Genomic DNA, 24,282 nt, shown 5'->3' with positions numbered 1-24,282 from the left:
TCCTCAGGAAAATGCAGGCAGGCCGGCGAGCAGATGTCGCTGGTCGTATTCTGCGACGAACCCCAGGCGGTCAGCCGCGTGGGTGAGATCGTAAAGTGGCGCAAAAGGCTGGGCGGCATAAACACCGGGATCACGGATCTCGACGGCGTCGCCGTGCAGCCGGCGCAGCCGATCAAGCGTCGGCTCGGGTGACAGCGTGACCTGCGCGGAGAGGTAGAACTGCTCGAACACACCGGGCTCCAGCTTCAGCTCGAACGCCAGACGGAACGCGCGCGCGAGATCGCGCGCATCGATGTGGTGATACAGCGGCCCGCCGCCGGCTGATGATGGACCGCCGACCATCGGCCCGCGATAGGCCGCCGGATCTTCGGCCCGGGCGACGATCTCGCTGGCCATCTCTGGATAGGCGACGAACACGGTACGCAACGCGATAACGGACATGCCGCGCAGCGCATAGGCGCGCGCCATATCCTCGCCCAGCACCTTGCTGATCGCATAGGGGTCGGTCGCCAGCAGCGGATGATCGAGATCGAGCGGAGCATAGCGCGGCGGCAACATCCGCCCTTCCCTGACAGTGTAGCCCGCGACCGAGTCGCTGGAGCAGAACACGACACGATTCACGCCCGCTGCCTCGGCGGCGTCGAATACGGTGTAGGTGCCGAGCAGGTTAACGCGCATGATGGTCTGGCCGTCGCCGGACCAGATGTTCGGGATCGCCGCGATATGCAGCACGGCATCGACGCCGGCCATCGCGCGCTGCACCAGTTCGGGAGACGTGACGTCCCCGACATGCCACTCGATATCGCTGTCGCCTTGCCGACGGTCGAGGCCCCGCACATTGTGGCCATGCGCCAGCAAGTCGCTCACGACGAAACGCCCGAGCAGGCCGGCTGCACCAGTGACGAGAATAGCGCTCATGACGACCTCACCGGTGCACACTGCGTGAAGCCAAGCGGCGTCAGAGCGCGATGGCTGCGAAGAATACCAGCGTCGGGATCGTGATCGAGAATTTCCAGTGTTACGGCACCGTCAAAGTCGACGGCATCGAGCGCTGCCGCGACTTCGGCGAACGGCACGTCCCCGTTGCCGACGGGATCATGGCGCCAATTGGTGCGCGTGGTGTCGGACAGATGCACGATGCGCAAGAGATCGGCGAGTTGCCTGATGCCATCGGCCGGCGACTCGCCGATAAAATGCGCGTTCGCCGCGTCGTAGCAAACCTTGATCGAGGGCGAATTAAAGCTGCGCACGAAACAGCCGAGAGAGGCGGCGTCCGGCAGGCCCGCGAAGGGCACATTCTCGATAGCCAGGCCGACGCCGCGCGCCTCGGCGCGTCGCAGCAATTTTGACACGCCGTCGGTCAGCCAGTCGATGCGATCTTGCGGCGATGGCGGGAACAGCGGACTCATGCGACCGGGCACGACGACAAGCCATTCAGCGCCAAGATCGCCGGCGAGATCGACGGAGTCGGCCAGCATCTGCACCGACGCCGCCCGGACGCGCGAGAACGGGCTGGCCAGATTGTGATCGAGGCTCGGCAGGTTGAGCGCCGTGCGTTTCGCACCAACATCGTCCAGAACCATTTTCAGGTCGCGGCGTTTTTCGGCACCAAAGTCGTCAAGCGGCAGATGCGGCGGCTGCAGCAAGAATTCGAACTGCCGGTAGTTGAGCCCGGCGAGACGCCGCGCGCAGTCTGCCGCGGACATCGACCAGATGTAGCCATAGGTGTTGATACCAAGTTCTCGCGCCATCACACGGCCTTTGCGCTGGGCTGCGGATCTGCCGCCTTGGTGATTCCGAGTAACCGCTCCTGCAGCGCCTTGTCGGCAGCGAGCGTCTCGGCGGCCCCGGCAAACGCCACGCGTCCGTTGACCAGCACGTAGGCGCGATCGGCCATCGCCAGCACGCTTTCGGCGTGATGCTCGACGATCACCAGGCTGGCGCGCGTCGTCAGCTTGGCGACGGCCTGACGGACCTCGCTCACCACCGTCGGCGCCAGGCCTTCGAAGGGTTCGTCCAGCAGGATCAGCCGGCTCGGCACCATCAGCGCGCGCGAAATCGCCACCATCTGCCTTTCGCCGCCCGACAGGTTCTCGGCGCGCGACTTCATCAGCAATCTGAGCTTCGGGAACAGGTCGCAGATCTCTTCCTGCGACGCGCCACCGGGGCGCGCCGCGATCTTCAGATTTTCCTGCACCGTGAGGTTCGGGAACAGACGCCGCCCTTCCGGCACCAGCGCGATGCCGAGCCGGTTGATCTCGTTCGGCCGCATTCGGCTGACATCGACGCCATCGAACGTAATCCGTCCAGCGGACAGCGGCAGCGTACCGGTGATGGCGCGCAAGGCGGTGGTCTTGCCGACGCCATTGCGGCCCAGCAGCGCCACGACCTCGCCGGGCAGCACGGTGAGGTCAAGCCCGTCCAGCACGGTGCCGCCGCCATAGCCGGCGCTCACGCCTTCGACCTTCAGCAATGGCGTTTCTTTCGCACCGGCCGTCGCAGTGCTCTGCCGAGCCGCGCGCGGAGCTACTTCCACCGTGCCATGCGCCTGGCCCAGATAGGCAACGACCACCTCCGGATGCCCCGCGACGTCGGATGGCTTACCGTCGGCGATCAGGCGGCCCTGGTGCAGCACCGTGATGCGGTCCGACATCGCCAGCACCCGATCGATATCGTGCTCGATCAGCAGCACGGCATGCGTGCGCGCCAGGCGCTGGATCAGTTCACCGACGATCTTTCGATCGGATTCGGCCAGGCCTGCGAGCGGTTCATCGAGCAGCAGCAGCTTGGCATTGGTCGCAAGCGAAACTGCGATTTCCAGCAACCGCTTCTCGCCGTGTGCCAGCGACGAGCACAGCTCGGCCGCGCGGTCGGCCAGCCCGACCGCGTCAAGCAGCGACCAGACGCGCTCATTCGCCGCGTCGTTGGCATAGGCGTCGCGCCAGAACCCGCCCCACTGCCGGTTCGCCGCCTGCACCGCGATGCGGACGTTCTCGAATGCCGTCAGGTTGGGGAACACGCTGAGGATCTGGAACGAACGCGACATGCCCAGCCGCGCCCGCTTATAGGGAGACAGATGCCCGATCGACTGGCCGTCGAACAGGATGCTGCCGCCATCGGCTTGATGGACGCCGGTGAGCACGTTGAAAAACGTGGTCTTGCCGGCGCCGTTCGGACCGATCAGGCTGTGTAGGCCGGTGCGGCTCATCTGCAGCGAAATGTCGTTCTGCGTCACGATGGAGCCGAACCGCTTGGAGAGATTGCGAACTTCAAGGATCGGCGCGCCGGTGTTGTTCTGCTGCATGACAGCCGGTGCGTACGGCGTGACCCTGTCGGGACGCGGTGGAATGCCGATCCGCGTCAGGGTCCAGCGGTCACGGCGGATGAAGCGCTGAAAAATCCCCTGCACGCCTTCGTGCGACAACAATGCAAAGGCAATGATGATCGGCGCGAAGAACAGCCACCAGTTTTCGGTGAAGGCGCTGAGCCGGTCTTCCAGCACGATGAAGATGATGGCGCCCCAGAGCGGGCCGAGGAAGTGATGCACGCCGCCGAGCGCCGCCATCAGTACGGGGTCTCCGGCATGCTGCCAGCTCAGATTATTCGCGTAGACACCCTGCAGCAGCAGCGCCATCAGGCCGCCGGCCAGGCCGATCACGCCGCCGGCGATGGTGAGGGCGATCAGCTTGGTCCAGTACGTATTGTAGCCGAGGCTGGCAACGCGTTGCTCGTTGTCGCGAACCGCCTGCATCAGGCGCCCGAACGGCGCGTGAACCAGCCGCCACACCAGCAACAAGGTTCCCAACACGACCACCAGCGAGAAGACATGGAAGGTATTCGCCGAGGCGAACAGCGGCCGCTCGACGTTCTGCAAGCCGTTTTCGCCACCTGTCACCGAGGTCCATTTGAAGGCGACTTCAAACGCTATTTGCGAACAGGCCAAGGTCAACAACGAGAAATACAGCCCGCGGCGGCGCAGGATCACGGCGCCTACACAAAAGGCAAGGAATAGCGAAAACAGGACGGCGATGGCTATGCCAGTCAGTTCGTTTCCGCCCCAGCCGGTACCGCCGAGGATCGCAAGCGCATAGCTGGCGCAGCCAAAAAAGAATGACGCACCGAACGGCACCAGGCCGAGATAGCCGATCAGGAAGTTCACGCCGCCGGCATAGAGCGTGTAGATCGCGATCTGCGTAATGCGGTGGATGGGCATGCCGGTGGCGAGTGCGATGCCGGTGGCGGCAACAAGCACTACCGCCATGACAACGATCGGATTATCCCAGAGACGACGCAAGATGGATGATTCGGATTTCATTCGAAGCGCTCCCAGCGCTCGCCGAACAAGCCGCGCGGCCGGATCAGCATGATGGCGAACATGAGGACGTACATCGAAGCGGCGGCCGCTTCTGGCCAAAACTGAATGGTGAGCGACGTCACGACACCGACCGCGAGCCCCGCGACGACGGCGCCGCGCAGCGAGCCGAGACCACCGATCGCGACGACGACGAAAGCCGGCATTACCGCGTTGGCGGCCATCGATGGCGACACCGTCCACAGCGGCGCGGCGAGTACACCGGCGATGGCCGCGAGCGCGCAACCGAGGCCGAACACCGCCGTCAACACGCGCGGCAGATTGATGCCGAGCAGTTCGACCATCTCCGGATCGCGGCTGCCGGCACGGAGAACTCGTCCATACGGTGTCCAGACCAGGAACGCCCACAGCGCGAGAAGCGTGGCGATCGTGATGCCCAGTACGGCAACGCGATACTTGGTAATCAGCAGCGGGCCGATTTCAACGATGCCGCTGAGGAAAGGCGGCGGGTTGAACGGCTTGCCGTCGGCGCCCCAGCCGTACCGTATCAGGGCCTCGATCAGCAACGCCAAAGCGAAGGTGACGATCAAGCTGAGCAGCGGCTCCTTGCCGTAGAGGCGACGGATGATCGTCGCCTCTATCAACATGCCGACAACGCCGACGATCGGCGGCGCCAGGATCACCGCCCACCAGCCGAACAGCTGATAGAGCTGCCAGGCCACATAAGCACCCAGCGCAAAGAAGGCACCGTGCGCGAAGTTGATGACACCCAGCAGCCCGAAGGTGATGGAAAGCCCCACAGCAATCAGGACGTAAACGAACCCGAGAACGAGGCCATTCGCCGTCTGTGAGACAAGAGCATCTAACATGTTTCCATCCGTTCGGAGTCTGCCGGGCAAAGATCAGCGGTCGTCAGGCACGCTCACAGAGCGGGCATCGGACAGCCGATTTCTTCCTTGGTGCCAAAAGCCGTTGCGGTGTCGGCCTCGGAGGCTGACGTGTTCTTGAGCACGTCGAAGTAATCCCACTTGTCGGTGATCTGCTTCTTCACGCCGACGATGACGGCAGGACGCACCATCTGGTGATCCCAGTCGCGGAAGAAGAACGGGATCTCGCCTTCGGCGTTCTTCCATTTCTCGAGCTGCGTCACGATCGCCTTGGAGTCGGTGGACTTCGCCGCTTCGATCGACTCCAGCAGAGCGCGCATGCCGATCCAGCCCGACCAGGTCTTGTCGGATGGCGGCTCGTTGTACTTCTTGGTGAAGTCGGCCATCATCTTCTTCTCGACCTCGGTATTCTTCGGATTGTTATAGTACCACGGCTTCACATAGATACCGGTCGATGCCTGGGGCCCGACGTCCCAGAAGTCGGTGTCGGTGACAGCGATCGCGGCATAGGGGATCTTGTCTTTCATCCCCATCTCGTTCCACTGCTTCATGAAGTTGGAGAAGTCGCCGCCGACCAGTCCACCGACGATCACATCAGGCTTGGCCTGGCGTATCTTGAGGATGTAGGAGCTGTAGTCGGCGGTGTTGATCGGCACCTCATCGACGCCGACCTCGGTTGCGCCGTTTTCCTTCAGCAGCGCGCGCGACGAGCGCAGGATGTCCTGGCCAAACGCATAGGATGCCGTCAGGAAATAGACTTTCTTGCCGAGCTGCGACACGTAGGGCATCAGACCCTTCATCTGCACGGGAACGGTGGCCTGGGTGCGGAACGTGTAGCGGCTGCAGCTCTTGCCAGTGATTTCGCTGGCCGCGGCACCAGTCAAAATCAACGGAATCTTCTCGCGGTTGGCGACGCTCATCATCGCCAGCGCCGACGAGCTGTAATTTCCGCCGACGACGGCGATGACCTTGTTCTCGTCAACCAGCCGCTGCATGTTCTGCTGTGAGACCTGCGGGTTCGGCTCGTCGAGCCAGACCAGCTCAATCGGCCGGCCGAGAACTTTTCGCCCGACCTGTTCGACAGCCAGTTCGCTGCCGCGCTGCAGATACTGGCCGATCGCCGCGCCTGGCCCCTGCTTCGAGTAGATCAGGCCAATGCGGATGGGGCCTTCGGCCTGGGCACAAGCGGCCGCACTCCAGCCAACGGCCGAAAGCGCGGCAACACCAGCCAACGTACGGATCAGCGATCGTCGCTGCGGATTCATCCTCGTCATTGCTCTTCCTCCCTGGTTTGATCGTTTCTAGTTTTTTTGTTTTTCGCTCAGCTCGTGCGGTGCGGCTTGCCGAAAACCGGTTCCTTGAAGGGAATCGGCGGCAGCTCCCAGGTGCCGGTCGACGGCGGCCGCACTTCGGAATCGACGTGCAGGTCGATGACGCACGGTCGACGATTCTTGATGGCGGTCTCGACGGCACCGCGCAGGTCTTCGCTGCGTGTGACGGTGACCCCATCCGCGCCGCAGGCGCGGGCCCACGCTGCAAAATCCGGATTGTAGCGCTCGCCGCCCGGGCCCTGGTTGCCCTTGTAGAAGGCGGTGCCGATCTCGCGACCTTCGAACAGGCCATACTGGATGTCGCGAATGGCCCCCCAAGCAAAATTATTCCAGACGATCCAGATGCACGGCAGGTCATATTCCACGGCGGTTGCGACGACGTAAGGCGCCATCATGAAACCACCATCGCCGACCACGGCCACGCAAGGCCGATCGGGTGCTGCGAGCTGCGCGCCGAGCACGCCGCAGACGCCAAAGCCCATCGACGAGTAACCCCAGCTGTTGAGCATGCTCTGCGCGCGCTTCGGCTTCCAGAACTGCATGAACCAGTTGTGATGCACGCCGGAGTCGAGCGACAGGATCACATCATCCGGCAACACATCCATCAATGCATCGACGACGTATTCGGGGCGGATCGGCGTTGTCACAGATGTGAAGTTTGGGCGGATGAAGGCTTCCCACTCGGCCTGCCACGTCGCTACGTCGGCGCGCCAATCCCCGAAGTTCTCGCGGGAGATCTCGCTGCGCTTCGGCAGGCCGACAATGAGCTGGGCCGCGAACACCTTGGCGTCGGCGATGATGCCGAGCGTCGGCGGGTAGTTACGACCCAACTCGGTTGGATCGATATCGACCTGGAGCAATTTGGTGCCGGGAAAATTCCAAGAATAGCCGGCGTGCCAGCTTGATGACGAGCGGTCGTCGAAGCGCGTACCGATGCAGATCACCAGATCGGCGAAGCGGCCGGCCTGATTGGCGGGATAGGCGCCGTTGCGACCAATGAAGCCGAGCGTCAGCGGATCCTCGGAAGGCACGCAGCCCATACCGTTTGGCGAGGTGATGACCGGAATGCCGAGCGTCTTCTGCAGCGCGGCGATTTCGGGGCCGGCCTCCGCCAGCGTCGTTCCCTGGCCGATGAAGAACACCGGGCGCTTGGACTGCGCCAGCAGATCGAGCGCAGCCTTGATGTCAGCCTCGCTCGCGCTTGGCCGGTGCGCACCATGAACATGGGACAACGCCGGCAGTTCGACGTCGGCCTCTTCCTGGAACACGTTGTAGGGAATGTCTATGTTCACCGGACCCGGGCGGCCCGTGACCATCGTATCGAAGGCCTGCCGGAGCGCGAGTGGCAGCATATCGACGCGGCTGGGTTGGAACGAGCGCTTGACGACCGGTCGCAGAACCTGCGCGAAATCCGACTGGTTGTGGGCATAGAGCTCCTGAAATGGGCCGCGGTTCGCTTGCGACGTCGGAACGTTGGCTGTGATCGCCAGAAAGGCCGACGAGTCCGAGAGCGCGGTAGCCAATGACATCACCATGTTCGCCGAGCCCGGCCCGGTGGATGTCAGCGTCGCAACCGGACGATGCTTCACGCGGAAGTAAGCGTCTGCCATGTGGCCGGCGCACTGTTCATGACGGGGCGATATTAGTTTGACCTGATCGCGCACGCTGTGCAGCGCATCGAGAATACCGACGTTGCCGTGGCCGCAGATACCGAAAACAAAGGGCACCTTTTGCTTGACGAGATACTCGGCGATGACTTCGCCGCCCTTCATCTTGGTCATAGTTTATTCCTGTTCATTTTCGACGCGTGGCCTCAAGCCAGAATGGTGACCATGCGTTCTTCACTCATCTCACGAATAGCGTAATGTGGTCCTTCACGGCCAAATCCGCTGTCCTTCGATCCGCCGTACGGCATCAGATCAACCCGCGAACTCGGCGTCTCGTTGATATGGACGCCGCCGACCTGCAGTTTCCGCGCAGCGAGCATCGCTCCACCGAGATTCTGGGTGAAGATCCCTGTCGCCAGGCCGTACGGTGTTGCGTTCACTCGCGCGATCGCCTCGTCCAGACTGGAGAATGGCGAGATACACATCACGGGGCCGAATACTTCCTGACATCCGAGCGGCGTGCCCTTGTCGACGTCGGCGAGCAAGGTGGGCGGCACTACCGATCCGCGGCGCTCATCGCCGACAAGACGACGCGCGCCGGCGGCGATCGCCATCCCGATCCAGGATTCGATGCGTTTGGCCGCCACTTCGCTGATCACCGGACCTACGACAGTCCGGTCGTCGGCCGGATCTCCATAAGGCAGCGCCTTGACCAAAGCCGTGAGTTTGCGCTCTACGACATCGATCAGCGACTCATGCACAAGCAGAACCTGGATCGACGTGCAGACCTGCCCCGCCTTGCGAAATCCGGCGTTGATGACTTTCGGTAACGCAACATCGAGGTCAGCATCGTCGCATAGGATGCAATGCGCAATTGACCCGAGCTCCATCTGCGTGCGCCGCAGGCCTGCGCTGGACTGGATCAAGCGCCCCACTTCCGTGCTACCGGTGAAGGCGTAGAACTTGACGACCGGATCGTTGAGCAGCCATTGCGCCACTTCGCTCTCGCCGTGCACGACGGAAATCAAACCTTCGGGAAGACCTGCGGCGATCAGGCACTCAGCCATGATGCACGATGTCATCGGCGTATGAAGCGACGGCTTGAGAACCACGGCATTGCCCGCGGCCAGAGCCGGGCCGACTTTATGCGCCACGGTATTAAGCGGCGCGTTGAACGGCGTAATTGCGCAGATTACGCCGAGCGGCACGCGCAGCGTAAAACCGATCCGGCCAGCCTGCCCGGCCGCGCCCTGCATCGGTACCATGTCGCCCGCAAAGCGGCGCGCTTCTTCAGCGGATAGCCGGAACGTGGTGGCGCAACGCTGGATTTCGCCGACAGCATCGCGGCGCGTAAAGCCGGCTTCGCGGCACAGGACTTCCACCAGATCGTCGACCCGGCGCTCGATCAGGGCCGCCGTCCGATCAAGAATAGCGCCGCGGTCATAGGGAGTGAGTGAATCTGCGAGGAATGCGGCGTTGGCTGCTGCGACGCACTCCTTGACTTGCACGCGGGAAGGCAATTGGGCGTTCAGATAGGGTTTCAGACGAAACTTGTCGGTTACGACAGCTGTTTTTGCGCCCGCAACCCATTTTCCTGCAATCAGCAAATGGCAGGAGGGCAGATCACCAAGCGATAACTGATGAGCCAGGCCTATCGCCATTGCGTCTATCTCCCTGCTTCTTGTTTTGTTGATCGCGGTCTTAGGGTAGATCGAATCCCGACGAAAATACCGAATTGCATTGGGTGCTATAACGACATCATATAGCTCGGGGTATTTCAGAATTTTGGTGTGAGACCTATGGACCTCCGTCAGTTACGTTATTTCGCCCAGATCGTGGAGAGCGGAAGCTTTTCGAAAGCGTCACGCTGCCTTTTCATTGCTCAGCCGGCGCTCAGCCAACATCTTGCCAAGCTGGAAGATGAGGTCGGCAAGCCGCTCCTGATCCGCACCGCCCGTGGCGTGACGCCGACCGACAACGGAATGGCGCTGTATCATCACGCCCGATTCATGCTGCGCCAGCTAGATCAGGCGCTCTGCATCGCGCGCCAGGAAGCCGGCGAAGTGCGTGGCATGGTCTCGCTCGGATTGCCGGCAACAACCGTGGTGGCGATCGGCCTTCCCCTGATGCGACGCGTTCACGAGAAGCACCCGGGCATTCTGCTCAATGTCGTCGAGGGCATGAGTGGACATATCGGCCAGATGATGCGACTGGGGCAGCTTGATCTGGCGATTCTGTTCACAAACGACATCTCCTCGAAGCTCGATGCGACCCCGCTGCTGGAAGAAGAACTGTTTCTGCTGTTGCCCGAGAACAGCCCGCTGGTTCCCTCCAACCGAACCAGCATCACCGTGACCGAGGTCGCCGCGCTGCCTCTTATTCTGCCGACATCGACCCACGGCCTTCGCCGAAGAGTCGTGGCGGAATTCGAACGACGCGATCTGACGCCCCATGTGGTGGCAGAAATCGATTCACTGTCGCTGCTGATGAGCTGCGTCTATGACGGCATGGGCGTCACGATTAAACCGATGTCCGCCTTGCAGCACGAAGGCGAGCGCGGCAAGCACTGGCGCGCGCTGTCCATCTCCGACGCACACATCACGCGGCGAAACTACCTGTATTCGATCGCGTCCAACCTGCTTTCGCCGGCGGCTTCTGCCGTTGCGATCGAATTGCGGGATACGGCGCGGATGCTGGTCACGTCAAAGCAGTGGCGGGGTGTTTCGCTGATTGGCAATCAATCGGACGTCAAGGAGACGGTGACCGATCTGGTCATCTGAAACCTCCGTCATGGTACGAAGAATCGGCAAGAGAGTGAACTCTCCGCTGCCTTTGAAATGCCCTGGCCTGAAGATGCTAGCGATCAACTGCGGAACATCATCGAGATCCGTGTATCGCAGGCTTTTGCGATGTGGCTGCGCGCCGCCGCCTCAGCTCTCGCGCCGTCGTGCTTCCTGATCGCAGCAATGATGTCGCGATGTTCGTTCGATGCAACGGCCGCGCGCCCCGGCGCCTCGAAGGTGGTCCCAGGCAGCAGCGAAAGCGAATCCGCAAGCTGCCCGAGCGCGGAGGTCAGATACTGGTTACGCGCAGCTTCGTGGATCGAGCGGTGGAAGTGCAGCCTGACGTTATTGCAAGCCGAGAAGCGCCTCAACGTCAGCGAAACTTCTATGCAAATCCTGCTTAAGACGGGCTTCATCCACCGCCATCGTATTACCAGCGGGGAAAACGACGACCGATACTTTGACTACGAGCTCGATCAGTTCCTGCAGAGTCTTTCAATCGATGCCGAACCGATCACGCAGAAAAGCGCTTACGTCATGCAACTTCGAATTGTTGCTCACCATGCTGAGCGATCACTCGCTGACATTATTCAACTGATCCCTGATCGGAAAGTGCGATGGGTTGGGCGGCTACCTAAATTGAAAGGAATTGAGGCGCTTGTGCTCAAACTTGACGAAGTCAAAGCCTTGGTAAGGGGACCGACGGTGGATGGCTTGCCGGCGTTCCGGCAAGCCGACTTCTCCAGATCCCGGCGCCTGTTCTGCGCGAGATCGCCCGCCGCGGCATCATTGAAATTATCCGGGTCGTGGATCCTGTAAACCGCTGTCCGAGAATCCTATTCCCGCTTGCGGAACTGGAACGATTTCGAGTTGAGTATGTCTCTCTTTATCTTTTGAGCGAAGGTCGCAACGCCTCCGCGGTTCGGAGAGGACTGACCGCTCAAAATATCAAACCGGCTGAGAAACTAGCAGGCCTTGACGCTACGTTTTACAAACGATCTGACCTTAAGTTCTGAGGAAAGACCTGGACAAACTATAAGCTCCCGTTTTCAGGGGCTTTTTTTGCTTCTTCGACAGTCAGTCTAGGCTGCAATTCATGGCCATTTCGTTCGAAGCGCGGTTTAGGAAACGCTAGGAAAATCGCGGGTTTTTGGGCGCGCTGATGGACAGACTAGTCTTTTCTCCACACTAGCCGAACAAACGTCGTTCCCATGACGACTCGCCAACCTCTGCCGACCAGGCGAGCGGAACGGGCGAGATCGACCGCCATATAGGTGGCAGTCGTCAATCATCCGATCGCTCCGGACCGACAGGGGCATGTTGCCAACTCGCCGGCTACGGCCCGCCCCCCCAAGCATAAACGGCCTTATATTCCTATTGTGCCGCCGCAGTTGCCACCTGCTTGGCAGGCGCGGGAAGATTTATTTGAATTCCGCTCTCGCACATGCCCCCGTTTGCGTTGGCCGCCTCAAGGGTGGCCGCCCGATTGCTCGTTATCTGCACCTGCTTGATCTGCGCTGGCGGCATTGATCTCGCTTGGTTCAATGCCTTTGGCTTTACGACGCCGCCAAACACCATACGCAGTCCGATAATATCGGCTAGCTCATACTTGTTAGCGCTGTTGCCGGCAGGAACATTCAACGGAAAACCCAGAATCAAGACGTCGAATGCGCCTAAGCCCACGGTCGGATTTTGAGTGAAGCAACCGAAGCGCCTTACACCACCGCCAACCAATTTCGAAAGCAACTCGTCTGCATTCATATCGATGGTATCTGCACTGATTGCACCCGTCAGGTCATCCACACGTATTGGCCCAGCTCCCATCCATCGGACAGCCGACGTCCGCGCCTCCGCACCCGCTCCAGGCTCGGCCTTTCCGAATATCGAAAGCAAATTTGAAAGCTTTTGCGCGTACGCCCAAGCCACGCCTTTATCGAGAGGCGCCTTGGGATAACCATTCTCCGGAAAAAAATTATCGATGTCTTCCTGCGTAAGCGCTTGGGCGGCTCCGCTATCGACATTGTAGATAAATTGATAGGCAACGATGTCGGTCGCATTAAAGCGATTTCCGATGCAGCGCAGGCGCGCGACGGGGTCGGAGGGAAATGCCGAATGAGCAAAATACCCGATCAAGAAGCTACTATCCTTTTTGCTGAAGCTGTACTGATCCTTGAGTTGATTTGCAAAACTACCGCATTTGCTACGCGTCGCAGATTCCGTGGTAACCCCCGACAAATAGCTCGCCTGTATGGTGGAAATGGTGGTGTAAAAACTCGCGCGAAGATCGTTGTCCTTCGTGATTTGAACCGAAATATCAGATACCTCTGTCACGGTCAGCGAGACCTTGCTGTGAGCCGTTCTGATCACCGTGGGAGCACTGCTAACCGTCAACCTGGTCGGGACGGCAACTTTTCGCGGTGATTTGTTCATGGCGGCGATGATAGCCTTCATCGGATCATCGGTTTCGCCTGCTGCCTTGGCAGCATCTCCGATCGTCTTTCCCAAGGGCCCCGCGAAAAGCATGGGCACAATGCCGACCGCCATCTTCGCGGCACTGTAGAATACCTGCGGGACAGCCCCGAGTGTCTTGGTATCGCTCAGGGAGAAGCTCACCGTCAGGACGGAATCGGTTCCGCGCAACAGGAACGTCTCAGAACATGCATTGTTCGGGACATCGATAATCGTCCCGCTCGAATCCTTGGTGAAGGAAAATACGTTTATTAGCTTCGATGAACTCGGCGGAACGACGCCGTCCACCCCCGCACTTGAGAACCAAAGAGAATGAGCCACAAAAGTGTCGCTGTTTATAGAAATCCCATTATTGATGAGTTTCGAAGTATCAACATCTACAGTGCATTTGACGTCAACACGGTAGAACTTCGTTGAGTCCATCTTTCTTCCGCCTTTCGGCGGGTTAACGCTGGGCCTAATTGCGTTGGCAACCGGCACGTCATTTACACCCAGAAGACTCATTAAGTCCGTCCAGCCTTGTTTGATCACTGTTCCGAAATCATCCGGAGCAGCAGCGGCGGCGTGGTCGACTTGGCTGAGGTGGAAAATAATCAGGAAAAGGGGCAGCAGCACGTTTTTATTGAAGCGAACTTTCATCTGGCCCCACCCGTTTTGCCCCGCAATAGCCCCTTAAGCTTTCCTTAAAAGCAAGTGAAATGCAACCTCAGATCGAGTGGCGTCTCAAAGTTAGGGCAACCAATGCCTCCGGCATTCGGGCCCGGATCATGACGGATGCCGACGCACCGAGTGGCCTGCACGCCCTTGGGGCGCAGATGCACTATCCCTGGATGTCAGCGCGGCGCGATGTCGCCTTGCGCCCAGCCGGCGCGGGTGCGTTCGCGGAATTCGGTGAAAGTGCCATCCGCGATCGCCGCACGGATGCCCTGCATCAGGCTCTGATAGTAGGCGATGTTGATTTCCGACAGCAGCATGGCGCCGAGCGTTTCGCCTGACCGCACCAGATGATGGATATAGGCGCGCGAGTAGTCGCGCGTTGCCGGCCAGTTGCTTTCCTCGTCGAGCGGACGGGGATCGTCGATATGACGGGCATTGCGCATATTGAGCTGGCCGTGGCGCGTGAAGGCCATGCCGTGGCGACCGTTGCGGGTCGGCATCACGCAGTCGAACATATCGACGCCGCGCGCGACGGCTTCCAGCATATCATCCGGCGTGCCGACGCCCATCAGATAGCGCGGCCGGTCTGACGGCAGGATCGGGACGACTTCCTCGATCATCGCCAGCATCACGTCCTGCGGTTCGCCGACCGCGAGCCCACCGATCGCATAGCCGTGGAAGCCGATATCGATCAGCCCCTGAGCGCTGGCGCGGCGCAACGCAGGCACGTCGCCGCCCTGCGCGATGCCGAACAGCATGTAGCCATCCGGTGCGGTCTCGAAGGCGCGCTTGCAGCGCTCGGCCCAGCGCAGCGACAATTGCATGGCACGGTCGATGTCCGCCTGCTCGGCCGGCAGCCGCACGCATTCGTCGAGTTGCATGGCGATGTCAGAATTCAGCAGCCGCTGAATCTCGATGGCGCGCTCCGGCGTCAGCTCGAATTTGGCGCCGTCGATATGCGAGCGGAACGTGACGCCCTGCTCGGTCACCTTGCGCAACTGCGCCAGCGACATCACCTGGAAGCCACCGGAATCGGTCAGCATCGGCCCGTTCCAGGTGGTGAATTTCTGCAGGCCGCCGAGCGCGGCGATCCGCTCTGCACCAGGCCGCAGCATCAGATGATAGGTGTTGCCGAGCACAATGTCGGCGCCGGCATCGCGGACTTCGCGCCAGTGCAGGCCCTTCATCGCGCCGAGCGTGCCGACCGGCATGAAGGCGGGCGTACGGACCTCGCCATGCGGCGTGGTCAGTTTACCGAGACGCGCGGTGCCATCGGTGCCGAGCAGTTCAAAATGATTGGCGACGGTCATGGTGTGGTTTTATCCGGGAACAGCAGGCTGGCGTCGCCATAGGAATAGAACCGGTAGCCCGTCGCGATAGCATGCGCATAGGCCTTGGTCATGGTCTCGAAGCCGCTGAACGCCGAAACCAGCATGAACAGCGTCGAGCGCGGCAGATGGAAATTGGTCAGCAGCAGATCGACCGCGCGGAAGCGGTAGCCCGGCGTGATGAAGATCGCGGTCTCGTCGGCGAAGGGATGGATCATGTTGTCCTCGGTGGCAGCACTTTCCAGCACCCGCAACGACGTGGTGCCGACGGCGACGACGCGGCCGCCTTTGGCGCGCGCAGCGTTCAGCGTGTCCGCCGTCTCGCGCGAGATCGTGCCCCACTCCGAATGCATCTTGTGCTCGGTCGTATCGTCCACCTTGACCGGCAGGAACGTGCCCGCACCGACATGCAGCGTCACCCGGTGCAGCCCGACGCCGCGCTCGCGCAGCGCGCCTTCGAGCGCCGGGGTGAAATGCAGCCCCGCGGTGGGGGCTGCGACCGCACCGTCATGGACCGCGAACATGGTCTGGTAGTCGGCGGCGTCGCGCTCGTCCGGCTTGCGACGCGCGGCGATGTACGGCGGCAGCGGCGGCGCGCCGAGTTCGGCGATCGCCTGGTCGAGCGCGGGGCCATGAAAGCTAAAGGACAGCGTGACTTCGCCGGCATCACCCTTGGCCTCGACGACGGCGTCGAGATGACCGAGCAGGCAGACCCGGCCCTCGCTGCCGAAGCGAACGGTGTCGCCCTTCAGCAACCGCTTGGCGGGCTTGACCAGCGCCTGCCAGCGAGAGCCGTCGAGCCGCTTGATCAGCGTGGCGTCGATCTTCGTCTCCGGCTCGCGGCCGATGCGGCGGCCGGCGAGTTGCGCGGAAATCACCTTGGTATCATTGACCACGAGCTGGTCGCCCGGGCGCAGCCAGTCCGGCAGATCGGCGATGGTCCTGTCCTGCAGCGCAGCACCCGGCTGCACCACCAGCAGGCGCGCGGAATCGCGCGGGCTGGCGGGGCGCAGCGCGATGTTCTCGGCGGGCAGTTCAAAATCGAATAGGTCGGTGCGCATCTCGGTCGATCTGGCGCAGCACGTTAGCTGCAAGGGTCGTTGAAACGGGGATGCCCGGCACGAGGCCGGGCATCATGAACACTCGTATGGTCGTTGGCTTACGCCGCGGCGTCGGCGGCCATGTGGGCCTTGACGATCTTGTCGGGGTTCTGCACCGGCTCGCCGCGCTTGATCTTGTCGACGTTCTCCATGCCCTCGGTGACCTTGCCCCACACCGTGTACTGCTTGTTGAGGAACGAGGCGTCGTCGAAGCAGATGAAGAACTGGCTGTCGCCGGAATCCGGGCTCGCCGCACGGGCCATCGACAGCGTGCCGCGGACGTGCGGCTCGTTGTTGAATTCGGCCTTCAGCTTCTGGCCGGAACCGCCGGTACCGGTGCCCTGCGGGCAGCCGGTCTGCGCCATGAAGCCCTCGATGACGCGGTGGAACACGATGCCGTCATAGAAGCCTTCGCGAACCAGCTCCTTGATGCGGGCGACATGGCCCGGCGCCAGGTCGGGACGCATCTCGATGGTGACGGGGCCCTGGGTGGTTTCGAGGATCAGGGTGTTTTCGGTAACGGCCATGTTGAATCTCTTTCGTTTGAAGTGAAGTGCAGGCGACGATCGACGCCGGTTATTTGATGTCGGAAGCGACCTGGACCTTGATCATCTTGTCGGGGTCGGCGACGGCGCCGCTGGCCGAACCGGCCGGGGCCTTCTTGATCTTGTCGACGACATCCATGCCGGACACGACTTCACCGACCACGGTGTACTTGCCGTTCAGGCCGGCGTTCTCCGCCAGCATGATGAAGAACTGCGAGTTCGCCGAGTCTTCCGACGCGCTACGCGCCATACCGACGATACCGCGCTTGTACGGCACGGGCGAGAACTCGGCCTTGAGGTTCGGATACTTCGAGCCGCCGGTGCCGTTGAAGTTCTGGCCATCGCCGGTCTGCGCCATAAAGCCGTCCATCACGCGGTGGAACGGCACATTGTTGTAGTAGCCTTCGCGGACGAGCTGCTTCATGCGCTCGGCGTGCTTGGGCGCCAGATCGGTGCGCAGCTTGAAGATGATGCGGCCCTTGCTGGTGTCGATGACAATGGCATTGGCCTTGTCGAGGCCGGCGGGCAGCGGCGCGGTGGCCGGCGCGGCCGCGGGGGCCTGGGCCAGAGCGGGCGCAGCGACGAACAGCGCCGCGGCGAGTGCGAGAATGCGGATCATGTGAACTCCGGATCAGAGAAAGCCGGTCAACCGGCGAATTTGGACGTGAGGCTCTTGGCAACCGCCGGCGGCACGAACGCGGAAACGTCGCCGCCCATTGCCGCGATTTGCCTCACCAGTGTGGCGGTGATCGGGCGGACGCCAACCGAGGCCGGAAGAAATACCGTCTGCACGGACGGCATCATGGTCTCGTTCATGCCGGCGATCTGCATCTCGTAATCGAGATCGGTGCCGTCGCGCAGGCCGCGGATCAGGATGGTGGCCCCTGCCCGCTGCGCCGCGGTGATGGTGAGGTTGTCGTAGGTGGTGCAGTCAAAGGCGCAACCGCCCGCCGAGGCGATCGGCGCGAACACGTTTTCCACCATCTCAAGCCGCTCTTCGGTCGTGAACAGCGGCTTCTTGCCGGGGTGCACGCCGATCGCGACGATCAATTTGTCGCACAGCCCCACGGCATGGCGAACCACGTCGAGATGGCCGTTGGTGACGGGGTCGAAGGAGCCAGGATACAGCGCGATACGGGGCATGGCTTCGTCTACCGCGCCTGACTTAAAGCCGCAAGCCGGGTTGGTTCCCGGGAAATCGCCGGGCACGGAGTTGTTTATTTTTGGTTGAAAATCGAACCGGACCGGGGGGCACCGCGTCTATTGGGAAGGGTGGGCGACGAGGCTGAAAACGCAGCGCTTTCCGGGCCACTGTGTCGTGGCCGGGCAACGCACGACACAATGCGGGCGGGCGACGAAACCTCATTCCGCGGTGACAACAATCTCCTGAAACCGGGCTTGGTTAATCAGGCAGCACAGGAAGCGCAAACAACCGGGCCAAACGGCCCAAATGACAGGGGACCGTCATGATCAAGGCTCTTTCCGCTATCGCCGTTGCAGCGTTTATTGCCGCCGCCCTCACCGTTCTCCCGGGCTTTGCCCCGAAGGTGGAAGCCTCCGTGCGGGTGGCACTGGCCAAGGGCGACCGCCTCGACATCAAGCCCGTCGGCCGCAACTGCTCCGAGCAGGCCTGGCCGAACTTCGAGGCGTCCTGCCTGCGCAACGCCTCCACCAAGACCGTGATGATCCGCGAAGCCCGCCTCGTCACCGCCGTACGCAAGTAAGCCTTCGCGGCTGCGAACTGGAATCAGAAAGCCCCCGGCTTGGCCGGGGGCTTCTTGATTCAGCGGTTTGTCGCCGCATCTCGAAGCGAGGCCGGAGCCTCGCCGGAATTGTCTCAGCTCTCGGCCACTGGCACTTCGTTACCGGCTTCCGGGTCTTCCGCCTCACCGGCCTCGCCGATGCGCTCGACCGACACCACCAGTTCGTCATCCGCGGTGTTGAACACCGTGACCCCCTGGGTGGAGCGGCCAACAATACGGATGCCGCCGACCGGGCAACGGATCAGCTGGCCCTTGTTGGTGACCAGCATGATCTGGTCATCGTCCTCGACCGGGAACGAGGCGATCAGCTTGCCGTTACGGCCGTTCACCGCCATCGCAGCAATACCCTTGCCGCCGCGGCCGGTGGTCCGGTACTCGAACGACGACGAGCGCTTGCCGAAACCGTTCTCGGTGATGGTCAGCACGAACTGCTCGCTGGCCGACATCTCCACATAACGCTGCTCGCCGAGCTCGATCGCCGCGGACGCCTCGTCCGACTCGGCAGCGGTTGCAGCCGCTTCGTCCTCGACGGCGCCACGTTCCTCGACGCCGCCGCGGCGCACCGCGTTGGCGCGGCGCAGATAGGCCGTGCGTTCTTCCGAGTCCGCATCGAGATGGCGCAGGATCGTCAGCGAAATCACCGTATCGCTCTCCGGCAGCGCGATGCCGCGGACGCCCATCGAGCTGCGGCCCTGGAACACGCGCACGTCGGACACCGGGAAGCGGATGCACTGGCCGCCGGCGGCGGTCAGCAGCACGTCGTCATGCTCGGTGCAGATCTGCACGTCGACGATCGCCTCGCCCTCGTCCAGCTTCATCGCGATGATGCCGGAGCGGCGGACATCGACGAAGTCCGACAGCTTGTTGCGCCTGACATTGCCGCCGGTGGTGGCGAACATCACGTCGAGGGTTTCCCACGTCGCCTCGTCCTCGGGCAGCGGCATGATGGTGGTGATGCGCTCGCCCTGCTCCAGCGGCAGGATGTTGATCAGCGCCTTGCCGCGGCCGTTCGGCGGCGCGATCGGCAACCGCCAGACCTTTTCCTTGTAGACCTGGCCGCGCGACGAGAAGAACAGCACCGGCGTATGCGTCGAGGCGACGAACAGCCGCGCCACGAAATCCTCGTCGCGGGTCGCCATGCCCGAGCGTCCCTTGCCGCCACGGCGCTGCGCGCGGTAGGTCGAAAGCGGCACGCGCTTGACGTAGCCGTGATGCGACACCGTCACCACCATGTCCTCGCGCTGGATCAGGTCTTCGTCCTCGACCTCGCCCTCCTGCTCGATGATCACCGTGCGGCGCGGCGTCGCGAATTCCGACCGCACCGCCGTCAGTTCGTCCTTGATGATGGTCTGGACGCGGGCGCGCGAGCGCAGGATTTCGAGGTAGTCGGCGATCTCGATGGCCAGTTTGTCGAGTTCTTCGGAAATTTCCTCGCGGCCCAGAGCTGTAAGGCGGGCCAGACGCAGATCGAGAATGGCTTTGGCCTGCTCGAACGACAGCCGCGCAGTGCCGTCTTCCTCAAGGCGGTGTCGCGGATCGTCGATCAGCGTGATCATCGCCGCGACGTCCATCGCCGGCCAGCGGCGCTCCATCAGGATATCGCGCGCGGTGGCGGGATCCGGCGAGGTGCGAATCACGCGAATGATCTCGTCGATATTCGCGACCGCAATGGCGAGACCGACCAGGATATGGGCGCGGTCGCGCGCCTTGTTGAGCAGGAACTTGGTGCGGCGGGTAACCACCTGTTCGCGGAACGCGACGAAGATCGTCAGCAGATCCCGCAGGTTCATCACCCGGGGCCGGCCAGCGTCGAGCGCCACGACGTTGGCACTGAAATTGGTCTGCAGCGGCGTGAAGCGATACAGTTGGTTCAGCACCACCTCGGGCACCACGTCGCGCTTCAACTCGATCACGACGCGGAAACCATCGCGGTCGGATTCGTCGCGCAGATCGGAGATACCCTCGATCTTCTTGTCGCGCACCAGTTCGGCGATGCGCTCGACCATGGTGGCCTTGTTCACCTGGTACGGAATTTCCGAGATGATGATCGCTTCGCGATCCTTGCGCGCCGGCTCGATGGAAACCTTGCCGCGCATCACGATGGAGCCGCGGCCAGTCTGATAGGCCAGCCGGATGCCGGCACGGCCAAGGATGATGCCGCCGGTCGGGAAATCCGGTCCGGGAATGATCTTGATGAAGTCGTCGATGGTCAACGTGGGATCGTCAATCAGCGCGATGCAGGCGTCGATGACTTCGCCGAGATTGTGCGGCGGAATGTTGGTCGCCATGCCGACGGCGATGCCGCCTGCGCCGTTAACCAGCAGGTTCGGGAATTTCGCAGGCAGCACCCGCGGCTCGCGGAACGAGCCGTCATAGTTGTCCTGGTAATCGACGGTGTCCTTGTCGATATCATCGAGCAGCGACTGCGCGATCTTGGTCAGGCGCGATTCCGTGTATCGCATCGCGGCAGCCTGATCGCCGTCGACCGAACCGAAATTGCCCTGACCGTCGATCAGCGGCACGCGCATCGAGAAGGTCTGCGCCATGCGCACCATCGCGTCATAGACCGACTGGTCGCCGTGCGGATGATACTTACCGATCACATCGCCGACGGTTCGCGCCGACTTGCGGTACGGCTTGTTCCACTCGAAGCCGTTCTCGTACATCGCGAACAGGATGCGGCGATGCACCGGCTTCAAGCCGTCACGCGCGTCGGGCAGCGCGCGCGCCACGATCACGCTCATCGCGTAATCGAGATACGAGCGTTTCATCTCGTCGAGAATGGAAACGGGACGAACGTCCGAGGGCGCCGGCGGCTCCCCGGGCTTCTTGTCTTCTGTATCGGCCAAGGATGATTTCCGGTCAGATTCTGCTGGGAATCATATAGCGCATCGCGGCCTTGCAAGCCACCCCCGAGCGACTTTCGTCGGTGGATTTTATGCTCGTTTTTCCAACCACTTACGGAGCCTGATCAGGCCTTGCGGCGGGCCCTGCGATCGGCCTACGCAACGCCCTCGAATCGCCTCGCCTACGGCCCGAACACCACAGTGTGCATGACCCGGCCCGGCGCCAGCGTGAACGCCCCGGCGATCAGCAGCGCGCCAGCAAAAATCGACGTCATGAAGATGGCATGCGCCCTGATACGGTGCCGGCGAGCGTTGATCACCCCCATCGCCAGCATTACCGGCGCAAAGATCGACAGCAGATGGATCGGGCTCCATGTCCGCCAAATCCGGAAGCTATCGCCATGAATCCAGAACGAGCTAATGGCGACCGTCAGCAGCAAAAGAACCCAGATCCAGCCCAGCAGGCGATGCGGCAACGTGCCCTTGGGGGCCGCCAGTTGCACGACGCCGAGAACGAATGCGGCGATCGCGGCGAAGGCGTGCAGGGGGATGGGCGCAACGGCATCGAGTAGCGGCTGCCATGACATCGCGACGACTCCGTTGATCGATTAATGTAAACATTCTTTACATCATCTTTCCATTGTCAAAGCCGCCGCAGATTTCCGGTTATCCGGCGTCACTGGTCATCGCTTTCCCGGCGCGGGCAACACCGGACGCCCCACCCTCAAAAAAACACCGGCGCCAGAGGCGCCGGTGTTGCGGAAACGCGATCGACCGTTCGCGATCAGAACGGAATGTCGTCGTCCATGTCGGCGCCGCGGCCACCGCCGGCCGGCGCGCTTGCCGCGCCGCGGCGCGGCTGCGAGGACGGACTGCTGGCGCCGAAGCTGCCACCGTCGTCACCGCCATAGCTGTCACCACCGCCGCCACCTGCGCCAGCCCCGCCACCGGCGCGGCCGTCGAGCATCGTCAGAGTCGAGTTGAAGCCCTGCAGCACGATCTCAGTGGAGTACTTCTCGACGCCCTGCGGGTCGGTCCACTTACGGGTCTGCAACGCGCCTTCGATGTAAACCTTGGCGCCCTTCTTGAGATACTGCTCGGCGACCTTGGCCAAGCCTTCGCTGAAGATCACCACGCGATGCCACTCGGTCTTTTCCTTGCGCTCACCGCTCGCCTTGTCGCGCCAGGTGTCCGAAGTCGCAATGGTGAGGTTGACGACTGGATTGCCGTTCTGCATCCGGCGCACTTCCGGGTCCTTGCCCAGATTGCCGACCAGAATCACCTTATTCACGCTGCCCGCCATACCGCTCTCCTGAACTCACACTGAAATTGTTGCTGGCTATCGCGCCGGCCTCAAGGCCGGTCCGCAACCGCCGTTGCGCCATCCTATACGGTCTGCATCCCCGGCAGGCCACCGATCCCCACTTATCCACGGCGATCGGAATTATTATGTTCTATTTTTGTTCTCACGCCAAGCGGCAATCACCTACCCTGATGCCACAAGCCTATGGGCTATCGCGCACAGGCCTACGATTTGCTGCTGCGCAGCACAAATAGCACATCGAATTCATTAACTTAGAATGCTTTCTGGGACACGTTATTTCGGCCGTCACTGTGGCATTCGAGTGACGGACGAAGGCACAGCCTTGGGGTACATTATTTGACGATGGAGTTGGATTTGGCGCTCGCGCCGGGGACCCCCGCTTCGAAATTCAGCGAAGCGATTGAACACAGGAGAATTTGAAATGAAGAAGTATTTGCTTGCCACCGTCGCATTTGCCGCCCTGGGCACCGCGACTTCCGCTTTTGCCGCGGACCTCGCTCCCCGCCCCTATACCAAGGCGCCGCCGATGATGGTCGCCGTGTATGACTGGACCGGCTTCTACATCGGCGCCAACGGCGGATACGCTTCGGCCCGCAAGAACTGGAATTACCTCGGTCCTCTCGCGCCCGGCGACGAAGGTTCGCATGACGCCGATGGCGGCGTCTTCGGTGGCCAGATCGGCTACAACTGGCAGTCGGCCAGCTGGGTGTTCGGTCTGGAAGCCCAGGGCGACTGGGCGGATCTCACCGGTTCCAACGTCAGCAACCGCTTCCCGCTCTTCACCAACCGCTCGAAGGTCGATGCGCTCGGCCTGTTCACCGGCAGGGTCGGCTACGCTTGGAACAACACGATGCTGTACGTCAAAGGCGGCGCAGCCGTGGCCAATGACAAGTACAACTACTTCCCGACCGCGACCGGCGTGACGACCAATTCAGCCAGCGAAACCCGCTGGGGCGCCACCGTCGGCGTCGGCCTGGAATACGGCTTCACCCCGAACTGGTCGTTCGGCGTGGAATACGACCACATCTTCATGGGCCGGCGTGATATCGCCTTCACCCCCGGCCCGGCTCCGGTCATCGACAGCATCCGTCAGGACGTCGATATGATCACCGCCCGCATCAATTATCGCTGGGGCGGCCCAGTCGTCGCGCGATACTGAGCATCACCTGACTTGAGGCTTGCGAGATCGTGGAAGGGCCAGCTGCAAAGCCGGCCCTTTTGCTTGCGCCATGCCCGGAGCGCGACACCCCGGCAACTTTGCCGCCAACAATCCGTTGATGATTTTCGCCGGGCACTGGAAATCGCCCCCCGTTCTTCCTATGTTCCGAAG

Annotated in this window: 21 protein-coding genes; 4 read left to right on the top strand and 17 right to left on the bottom strand. The window is 61.9% G+C overall.

Translation table 11 applies throughout. The features are described from left to right. Nucleotides 1-3: 3 nt before the first annotated feature. The 7 genes from JWQ24_RS03555 to JWQ24_RS03525 are packed head-to-tail and all read right to left on the bottom strand — an operon-like array spanning nucleotide 4 to nucleotide 9,798. Entirely contained in the window at nucleotides 4-918 is a 915-nt protein-coding gene (locus JWQ24_RS03555; protein WP_299804426.1) for an NAD-dependent epimerase/dehydratase family protein, read from the bottom strand. Beyond that, on the bottom strand, nucleotides 915-1,751 hold the full coding sequence (locus JWQ24_RS03550; protein WP_299804425.1) for a sugar phosphate isomerase/epimerase family protein: 837 nt from the start codon (nucleotides 1,749-1,751) through the stop codon (nucleotides 915-917). The genes JWQ24_RS03555 and JWQ24_RS03550 overlap by 4 nt, the downstream gene beginning before the upstream one ends. Beyond that, the gene (locus tag JWQ24_RS03545) at nucleotides 1,751-4,261 is read right to left on the bottom strand and encodes a branched-chain amino acid ABC transporter ATP-binding protein/permease (RefSeq protein ID WP_366521409.1); all 2,511 of its coding nucleotides are present in this window, start codon (nucleotides 4,259-4,261) and stop codon (nucleotides 1,751-1,753) included. The genes JWQ24_RS03550 and JWQ24_RS03545 overlap by 1 nt, the downstream gene beginning before the upstream one ends. Before the next feature lie 50 nt (nucleotides 4,262-4,311). Continuing rightward, complete coding sequence (locus tag JWQ24_RS03540) at nucleotides 4,312-5,211, bottom strand: branched-chain amino acid ABC transporter permease (RefSeq protein ID WP_299804422.1); 900 nt, start codon at nucleotides 5,209-5,211, stop codon at nucleotides 4,312-4,314. A gap of 23 nt (nucleotides 5,212-5,234) precedes the next feature. After that, nucleotides 5,235-6,473 (bottom strand): ABC transporter substrate-binding protein, encoded by a 1,239-nt coding sequence (locus JWQ24_RS03535; protein ID WP_299804421.1) that lies wholly within the window; start codon nucleotides 6,471-6,473, stop codon nucleotides 5,235-5,237. A gap of 47 nt (nucleotides 6,474-6,520) precedes the next feature. Continuing rightward, complete coding sequence (locus JWQ24_RS03530) at nucleotides 6,521-8,311, bottom strand: thiamine pyrophosphate-binding protein (protein ID WP_299804419.1); 1,791 nt, start codon at nucleotides 8,309-8,311, stop codon at nucleotides 6,521-6,523. A gap of 32 nt (nucleotides 8,312-8,343) precedes the next feature. Further along, entirely contained in the window at nucleotides 8,344-9,798 is a 1,455-nt protein-coding gene (locus tag JWQ24_RS03525) for an aldehyde dehydrogenase family protein (protein ID WP_299804418.1), read from the bottom strand. A gap of 138 nt (nucleotides 9,799-9,936) precedes the next feature. On the opposite strand from JWQ24_RS03525, the gene JWQ24_RS03520 reads away from it, so the two are divergent. Further along, nucleotides 9,937-10,917, top strand: a complete 981-nt coding sequence (locus JWQ24_RS03520; RefSeq protein ID WP_299804417.1) for a LysR substrate-binding domain-containing protein — start codon at nucleotides 9,937-9,939, stop codon at nucleotides 10,915-10,917. Nucleotides 10,918-11,000: 83 nt separating this feature from the next. On the opposite strand, the gene JWQ24_RS03515 is transcribed toward JWQ24_RS03520, so the two are convergent. After that, nucleotides 11,001-11,336 (bottom strand): FCD domain-containing protein, encoded by a 336-nt coding sequence (locus JWQ24_RS03515; protein ID WP_299804415.1) that lies wholly within the window; start codon nucleotides 11,334-11,336, stop codon nucleotides 11,001-11,003. Here JWQ24_RS03515 and JWQ24_RS03510 point away from each other — a divergent pair. Further along, on the top strand, nucleotides 11,308-11,739 hold the full coding sequence (locus JWQ24_RS03510; protein ID WP_299804413.1) for a hypothetical protein: 432 nt from the start codon (nucleotides 11,308-11,310) through the stop codon (nucleotides 11,737-11,739). The two genes, JWQ24_RS03515 and JWQ24_RS03510, sit on opposite strands and share 29 nt — an antisense overlap. Nucleotides 11,740-12,294: 555 nt before the next feature. Here the strand turns inward: JWQ24_RS03510 and JWQ24_RS03505 are convergent. The 6 genes from JWQ24_RS03505 to coaD all read right to left on the bottom strand — a co-directional run bounded on the left by JWQ24_RS03505 (nucleotide 12,295) and on the right by coaD (nucleotide 18,162). Beyond that, nucleotides 12,295-14,028 (bottom strand): hypothetical protein, encoded by a 1,734-nt coding sequence (locus tag JWQ24_RS03505; protein ID WP_299804411.1) that lies wholly within the window; start codon nucleotides 14,026-14,028, stop codon nucleotides 12,295-12,297. Nucleotides 14,029-14,222: 194 nt separating this feature from the next. Beyond that, a complete protein-coding gene (gene tgt, locus JWQ24_RS03500) occupies nucleotides 14,223-15,356 on the bottom strand; it encodes a tRNA guanosine(34) transglycosylase Tgt (protein ID WP_299804409.1) in 1,134 nt (377 codons plus the stop codon). Beyond that, entirely contained in the window at nucleotides 15,353-16,435 is a 1,083-nt protein-coding gene (queA, locus tag JWQ24_RS03495; protein ID WP_299804408.1) for a tRNA preQ1(34) S-adenosylmethionine ribosyltransferase-isomerase QueA, read from the bottom strand. The genes tgt and queA overlap by 4 nt, the downstream gene beginning before the upstream one ends. Before the next feature lie 98 nt (nucleotides 16,436-16,533). Beyond that, nucleotides 16,534-17,001 carry a peptidylprolyl isomerase gene (locus JWQ24_RS03490; protein ID WP_299804406.1) on the bottom strand — a complete coding sequence of 156 codons (468 nt, stop codon included), beginning with the start codon at nucleotides 16,999-17,001 and terminating at the stop codon, nucleotides 16,534-16,536. Between the two features lie 49 nt (nucleotides 17,002-17,050). Further along, nucleotides 17,051-17,638, bottom strand: a complete 588-nt coding sequence (locus JWQ24_RS03485; RefSeq protein ID WP_299804404.1) for a peptidylprolyl isomerase — start codon at nucleotides 17,636-17,638, stop codon at nucleotides 17,051-17,053. Nucleotides 17,639-17,664: 26 nt separating this feature from the next. Further along, nucleotides 17,665-18,162 (bottom strand): pantetheine-phosphate adenylyltransferase, encoded by a 498-nt coding sequence (coaD, locus tag JWQ24_RS03480; RefSeq protein WP_299804401.1) that lies wholly within the window; start codon nucleotides 18,160-18,162, stop codon nucleotides 17,665-17,667. 323 nt (nucleotides 18,163-18,485) lie between these two features. On the opposite strand from coaD, the gene JWQ24_RS03475 reads away from it, so the two are divergent. After that, nucleotides 18,486-18,743, top strand: coding sequence for a hypothetical protein (locus tag JWQ24_RS03475; protein ID WP_299804399.1), 258 nt, complete (start codon nucleotides 18,486-18,488; stop codon nucleotides 18,741-18,743). Between the two features lie 113 nt (nucleotides 18,744-18,856). Here the strand turns inward: JWQ24_RS03475 and gyrA are convergent, their stop codons facing one another. From gyrA to JWQ24_RS03460, 3 genes are all read right to left on the bottom strand, one after another. After that, complete coding sequence (gene gyrA / locus JWQ24_RS03470; RefSeq protein WP_299804397.1) at nucleotides 18,857-21,631, bottom strand: DNA gyrase subunit A; 2,775 nt, start codon at nucleotides 21,629-21,631, stop codon at nucleotides 18,857-18,859. A gap of 179 nt (nucleotides 21,632-21,810) precedes the next feature. Continuing rightward, a complete protein-coding gene (locus tag JWQ24_RS03465) occupies nucleotides 21,811-22,215 on the bottom strand; it encodes a DUF2306 domain-containing protein (RefSeq protein WP_299804395.1) in 405 nt (134 codons plus the stop codon). A gap of 197 nt (nucleotides 22,216-22,412) precedes the next feature. Beyond that, a complete protein-coding gene (locus tag JWQ24_RS03460) occupies nucleotides 22,413-22,931 on the bottom strand; it encodes a single-stranded DNA-binding protein (RefSeq protein ID WP_299804392.1) in 519 nt (172 codons plus the stop codon). A 442-nt stretch (nucleotides 22,932-23,373) separates the two neighbouring features. On the opposite strand from JWQ24_RS03460, the gene JWQ24_RS03455 reads away from it, so the two are divergent. Then, on the top strand, nucleotides 23,374-24,111 hold the full coding sequence (locus tag JWQ24_RS03455) for an outer membrane beta-barrel protein (protein ID WP_299804389.1): 738 nt from the start codon (nucleotides 23,374-23,376) through the stop codon (nucleotides 24,109-24,111). The last annotated feature ends 171 nt before the right edge of the window (nucleotides 24,112-24,282 follow it).

It is taken from the genome of Tardiphaga sp. (assembly GCF_028290495.1).
In the GTDB taxonomy this organism is placed as follows: Bacteria; Pseudomonadota; Alphaproteobacteria; order Rhizobiales; family Xanthobacteraceae; genus Tardiphaga.
The sequence above is the reverse complement of the archived record's forward strand: the minus strand, read 5'-3'. Positions and strand labels throughout refer to the sequence as shown.